Origin of the sequence: Brevundimonas sp. (assembly GCF_036402095.1) — a bacterium.
Classification (GTDB): domain Bacteria; phylum Pseudomonadota; class Alphaproteobacteria; order Caulobacterales; family Caulobacteraceae; genus Brevundimonas.
Genome location: NZ_DASWTO010000142.1, coordinates 1 through 6,102, shown reverse-complemented (window position 1 = coordinate 6,102; position 6,102 = coordinate 1). Strand labels below are relative to the sequence as shown.

Genomic DNA, 6,102 nt, shown 5'->3' with positions numbered 1-6,102 from the left:
CGCCGGAGGCGGTTTCCGGCTCGCGGCGGTCGTCGTCCTGGCTCCGGTGTTCATTCTCGTCGCGGCGCTGGGGGCCCGGACGGGTCTCTGGAGCTACGAGACCGGTCATGACCTGCTGGCGATGCGGGTGGGAGTGGCGCTGGCGGCGCTCGGCGCGATCGCGGCCCTGACGCTGCTGGTCTCCGCCCTGCGCCGCCGGGCGTCGCCCTGGCTGGCGGCGATCACCCTGGCCCTGTCGGCCGCGACCATCGGCGGCTTCGTCTGGCAGGGCTCCCGGGTGGCTTCGGGCCCGCCGGACGACATCAGCAGCGACCTGACCGAGATCCCCGGCTTCGGGGCGCTGCAGGCGCGGCGCGGCGCCCGAGGGCCCGACCGCACAGGCGGAGTCGACGCCTGCCCCGGGGCGCAACCCGCCATGACCCAGGTGGCTCCGGAATCCGCGGTCTGGGCGCTGCAGCAGGCGGGCTTCAGCCTGCAGGGCGGCGTCAGCGTCGGACGTGCGGCGGGCACGCACACGGGCTTCTGGTTCGGCGTGACCCACGACGCCGTCATCCGCATCCGCCCCGGCCGCACCGACGTCCGGGTCGCGGCGCGGGATGGCCGGCCTCACGGCGGCGAGGCCTGCCGGCTGGCGACGCGGATCAGCCGATCCCTCCGCGGGCTCGATTAGGGCTCAGGTCCGGCTCCACAGGGCGTCGAACTCCGGAGCCGGCCTTGCCGCGATCCGCCCGGCGCGCTCCAGCGCGATCAGATGGGCCCAGACCGACAGGCCCGCCGCCGGCCACAGGCGGGAGTCCACGGCCGCATACAGGGTCGGCACCATATCCATGATCCGCCGCGGCTGGTCCGCGAGCTGGGCGAGAATCTGGGCCTCGCGCTCGAGACGGTGCGCCCTGTAGGCGTCCAGGAACGGCCCCGGCTCTGTGACCGGCGCGCCGTGAGTCGGCCAGATGGTCGAGAAGCCGCGCGCCATCACCGCCTCGAGGCTGGCCATGTAGGCCGTCATGTCGCCGTCAGGCGGGGCCACGACCGTGGTCGACCAGCCCATGACGTGGTCGCCGCTGAACAGGGCGTTCTCCTCGCGCAGGACGTAGCCCATGTGGTTGGAGGCGTGGCCGGGAGTCGCCATGGCCTCGATCGTCCAGCCGTCTCCGGCCAGCACCTCTTCGCCGCTCAGGACCGCGTCAGGGACGAACGCCTCGTCGTCCTCCTCGTCCAGCGCGCCCGAGGCGTGAACGATCCGCGCCGGCGGCCGCGCGGCCAGCACACGCGCACCGACCGCCCTGGCGAACGGGCGGGCGAGGGGAGAGTGGTCGCGGTGGGTGTGGGTCACCAGCACATGGCTGACCGTCTGCCCCTCCACCGCCGCCAGCAGCGCCTGAAGATGGGCCTCGTCCGGCGGCCCGGGATCGATCACCGCCACGCCCGCGCCGGTCTCCGCCCGCCCGACGATATAGGTCCCGGTGCCGGTGTAGGTGAACGGCCCGGGATTGGCGGCGACGACCCGCCGGATCAGGGGCGAGACCCGGTCGCAACGGCCGTAGGCCACGTCCAGTTCGCGCACGAAGGGGATCATCATGCCCGGCCCCGGCGGCGGCCCGGCCCTTGCCCCGGGCCTCCGCAATTCACCCGCGGAGTGCCCGATATGGCCGTTTCCATCGCCCTGGCTGTCTCAAATCGGCTCCAGACCATTGCGGCGGCCTTCCTCTGTCTCATGGCGGCGCAACTCGTCGTGGCCTCCTGCACGCCGGATCCCGCCCCGTACGCGGTCCGGGTCGGCGTGGCCCGCTGACCGCCTTCTACAACGGAACCCGGCCGAGATCGTAGCCCGCGGCCGCCGCCGCATCCCGCAAGGCCCCGGCATCCCGCCCGGCCAGCCGTTCCGCCATCGCCCATGCGGCCGCGGAGCGCATGCCCGAGCGGCAGAAGAACACCGCCTTGTCGTCCGGGCCCAGTGAGTCGAGCGCCTCCCGTGTCGCCGCGACCGCACCCGCGTCGGGCAGTCCGCGGGCCGGGGCATGCATCGCCCTGATGCCCGCTCCGGCGGCGGCGCGGCCCACGTCGGCGGCGGACGGCTGTCCGGGCTCCTCATCGTCGGGGCGGTGATTCACCAAACACGTGAATCCGGCCGCGCGCAGTTCCGTCATGTCCGCCGGCCAGACCTGTCCCGTCACCCAGACCTGCGGTGAAAGAGGGCGAAGAGAGGCGATCATGTCGGTCATTTAGCCATCGATTCCAGCCGCTTGAATGGGTGTGTGGCGGGATTGCGACAGACCGGCCACGATTGGATTACGGGACCGTAATTATGCTGCGCTTGGGCATTGCCAAGTCTAAGGTCGGGGCAATCTGCGTGCATTGGGGTGCGCGGAGTTTGGTTGCCGTCGATGTTCGCCTCCTCCTGGATGCGCCCGGCGGTCTCAGGAGGACCACCTTTGAAGACCCAAACCATCAAGCAGCGTTTGCTGCATTCGACCATGATCGGCGGAACGGCGCTTATGGCGCTGGTGGCGGCTCCGGCCGTCACCCTGATGACGCCCTCGGTCGCCATCGCGCAGAACCTGACCCAGGGCGCCGTCGCCGGCACCGTGGCCAACCAGGAAGGCACCCCGGTCGCGGGCGCCCAGGTCACCCTGACTTCGGTCAGCCAGGGCTTCTCGCGCAGCTTCACCACTGACGCCTCGGGCGGCTTCCGCGCCGTGGCGCTGCCGCAGGGCACCTACGAGGTCGTGGTCAACGCGGCGGGCTACAACTCCCTGACCGACACCGTGAGCGTCGGTTCGGGCGGCACCGCCTCCCTGACCCTGACGCTGGGCGCCGCGGCCGACAACGCCACGCAGATCGACGAAGTCGTCGTCGTCGGCGTCCGTCGCGCCGTTTCGGAATTCGACGCCACGACGACCGGCCTGACGGTCAACGTCGAGGAACTGTCGCGCAACGTTCCGATCGCCCGCGACGCCAGCGCCGTGGCCCTGCTGGCCCCGGGCGTGACCGCCTCGGACAGCGCCTTCGGCTCGATCCCGACCATCGGCGGCGCCTCGGCTGGTGAGAACACCTACTTCATCAACGGCCTGAACATCACGAAATTCCGGGACTTCACCGGTTCGTCGACCGTTCCGTTCGAATTCTACCAGACGCTCGAAACCAAGACCGGCGGCTATTCGTCGGAATTCGGTCGCGGCACCGGCGGCGTGCTGAACGGCACGACCAAGTCGGGCGGCAACGAGTGGGAATTCGGCGTCACGGCCTACTGGTCGCCGGACAGCCTGCGTGAAGACTCGCCGAACACCTACCTGGCCCAGAACAACTTCGACGAAGTCGAGTCGTCGGACGTCATCGTCGACTTCGGCGGCCCGATCATCGAGGACCGTCTGTTCATCTTCGGCCTGTACAACTGGCGCGATCGTGAATCGACCAACATCGGCAACACCACGGTCGACCCGATCTTCGGCGCCGGCGCCAACGGCACCGTCGTCACCTCGGACGATCCGTTCTACGGCGCCAAGGTCGACTTCCTGCTCACCGACGATCACCGTCTGGAGTTCACCTACTTCTCCGACGAGCAGGAGCAGCAGACCCGCAACGTCTTCGTCAACGCCAGCGGCGATGAAGTCGGCGAGTTCACGCCGTCGACCTTCAAGTTCGGCGGTGAAAACTGGATCGCGCGCTACACCGGCGTGTGGACCGACTGGCTGACCACCTCGCTGGCCTACGGCGTCAACGAGTACAACGAGTACAACACCTCGCCCGGCGACGCCGGCGCGCTGATCACCGACCAGCTGCCGGGCTTCCCGCGCCGCGGTATCTGGGGCGTCGGTCAGCCGTCGTCGAACGAGGACGAGCGCACCATCCTGCGCGCCGACGTGGACATCTACGCCGACTTCTTCGGCTCGCACCACTTCCGCTTCGGCATCGACCAGGAGAAGCTGGAATCCAGCCAGCAGCTGGACTACTCGGGCGCCGGCTACAGCTACTGCCGTCCGGGCGGCTTCGCCAACGGCATCACCTGCACGGGTGAAGTCACGGGCGGCATCTGGTATCGCTACCAGACGCTGTTCACCGCCGCGACCGCGGCCGCCGTGGGCCGTCCCGACCTGGTCGGAGCGCCGCGTCGCGTTCGCATCCGCGCCTACGACAACGACGGCGCCTGGTCCTCGACCCAGAACGCCTACTACCTGCAGGACTCGTGGGAAGTCACGGATCAGCTGACGCTGAACCTCGGCATCCGTAACGAGGGCTTCGAGAACGAGAACATCGCCGGCGTCGCCTTCGTCGACCTGAAGAACCAGTGGGCTCCGCGTCTCGGCGCGACCTACGACGTCTTCGGCGACGGTGAAGCCAAGCTGTTCGGCTTCTGGGGCCGCTACTTCCTGCCGGTCGCGGTTAACACCAACCAGCGTCTGGCCGGCGCCGAGTTCTTCATCTCGGATACCTGGAACCTGAACGTCAACAACGGCAACCTCGCCATCGACGCCAACCAGGACGGCATCCGCGACGACAACGACGAGCCGATCCTCGGCACGCTCGCCGGCACCAGCACCCTGGCCGACGGCGGCGTCAAGCCGATCTCGACCCAGGTCGACGCCGAGCTGGACCCGATGTTCGTGGACGAGTTCATCCTCGGCTACGAGCAGCGCGTGTTCGGTGACTGGACGATGGGCATCAAGGGCACGTACCGCGAAATCGGCACGGCCATCGACGACGTCGCCATCGACGCCGCCGTGCTCGCCTATTGCGACACCCAGGGCGCCGACAACCTGTCCGCCGCGGTCTGCTACAACGTCTGGTACGGCTTCCACCAGTACGTGCTGACCAACCCGGGCGAGGACATGGTCATCACCCTGTCGGGCGCCGACCTGACCAACGCCTCGGCTGCGGCCGGCATCAACCAGGTCTACACCGACCGCGAGATCACCCTCTCGGCCGCCGACCTGGGCTATCCGGATCCGGAACGCACCTACAAGGCGGTGGAGTTCTCGCTCGACAAGCCGTTCGACGGTGTGTGGGGCGCGCGCTTCAGCTACGTCTGGTCGGAAAACAAGGGCAACTACGAAGGCGCCCTGAAGTCCGACAACGGCCAGACCGACCCCGGTCTGTCGCAGGACTTCGACCAGCCCGGCCTGACCGACAACGCCTACGGCTTCCTGCCCAACCACCGCGCCCACACCTTCAAGGTGTTCGGCAACTGGCAGGCGACCCCGGCTCTGACGATCGGCGCCAACCTGATCATCCAGTCGCCGCGCAAGTTCGGCTGCATGGGTGAGCACGCGACCGACGACTTCGCCTACCAGTACGCCAACTCGTCCTGGTTCTGCGATCTCGACGGCAACGGCACCCTGGAAGCTTCGCCGCGTGGTTCTCAGTTCGAGAGCGACTGGCTGAAGAACCTGGACCTGACCTTCGCCTACGACCTGGCCGAAGTGTTCGAGATCCCGGGCGACAGCCTCGTGCTGCGCGCGGACATCTTCAACGTCTTCGACTTCCAGTCGGCGCAGGACTTCAACGAGTTCGGCACCCTCGGCGACATCGCCGCGTCGGGTTTCATCGGGGTCGACCCGAACCTGCCGTCGTCGCTGAACCCGAACTACGGGGACGTGACCGCCTATCAGGCTCCGCGCTCCGTGCGCTTCAGCCTGGCCTACCGCTTCTAATCAAGCGGTCGGAGAGACAGACTACCGGGCGGCGGACCTTCGGGTCCGCCGCCTTTTTTCTTGGTTCCGTCGCGCTTCGATTGTGGCCCGCGAGCCGGCGCGAAAATCCTCCGCCACGGAAAAACCATTGCGGGGCCTGAAGCGTTGCGGCATCCGAACCCGCCGACACGGCGCCTTCCTCCGGAGCCTTCATGATCGCCAGCCTCGTTCTCGCCGCCGCCCTGACGCTGCAGAGCCCGTCCGCCGCCGCCGGACAGGACGGACCGGTCGTGACCGCCCCCCAGGACGGGCCCGTGGCCACCGCCGCGCCCGCGACCGGCGAGACGGCCGACGCCCTGCGCCTGCGCGAGGCGGTCGCCTACGCCAACCCGCTGCCGCGCGGCGCGCCAGAACAGGACTATCCGCTGGTCGCCTGGTGCGAGGCGCTGGTGAACGGCCACGTCGCCCTGGGCGA

General features: G+C 68.9%; 4 protein-coding genes and 1 pseudogene. 3 read left to right on the top strand and 2 right to left on the bottom strand.

From position 1 onward, the window contains the following. A partial coding sequence (locus VGD32_RS10150; protein WP_331031771.1) for a DUF1499 domain-containing protein occupies window positions 1–670 on the top strand: 670 nt, incomplete at its 5' end. Between the two features lie 3 nt (window positions 671–673). Here VGD32_RS10150 and VGD32_RS10145 read toward each other — a convergent pair. Both VGD32_RS10145 and VGD32_RS10140 read right to left on the bottom strand, forming a co-directional pair. Then, a complete protein-coding gene (locus VGD32_RS10145) occupies window positions 674–1,576 on the bottom strand; it encodes an MBL fold metallo-hydrolase (protein WP_331031772.1) in 903 nt (300 codons plus the stop codon). A gap of 223 nt (window positions 1,577–1,799) precedes the next feature. Further along, window positions 1,800–2,222: a TIGR01244 family sulfur transferase gene (locus VGD32_RS10140; protein ID WP_331031770.1), complete on the bottom strand. Its 423-nt coding sequence runs from the start codon at window positions 2,220–2,222 to the stop codon at window positions 1,800–1,802. Window positions 2,223–2,432: 210 nt separating this feature from the next. Between VGD32_RS10140 and VGD32_RS10135 the strand changes: the two genes are divergently transcribed. After that, window positions 2,433–5,648 (top strand): TonB-dependent receptor, encoded by a 3,216-nt coding sequence (locus VGD32_RS10135; RefSeq protein ID WP_331031769.1) that lies wholly within the window; start codon window positions 2,433–2,435, stop codon window positions 5,646–5,648. 191 nt (window positions 5,649–5,839) lie between these two features. Continuing rightward, window positions 5,840–6,102 (top strand): annotated as a pseudogene (locus tag VGD32_RS10130) (hypothetical protein); the annotation flags it as partial.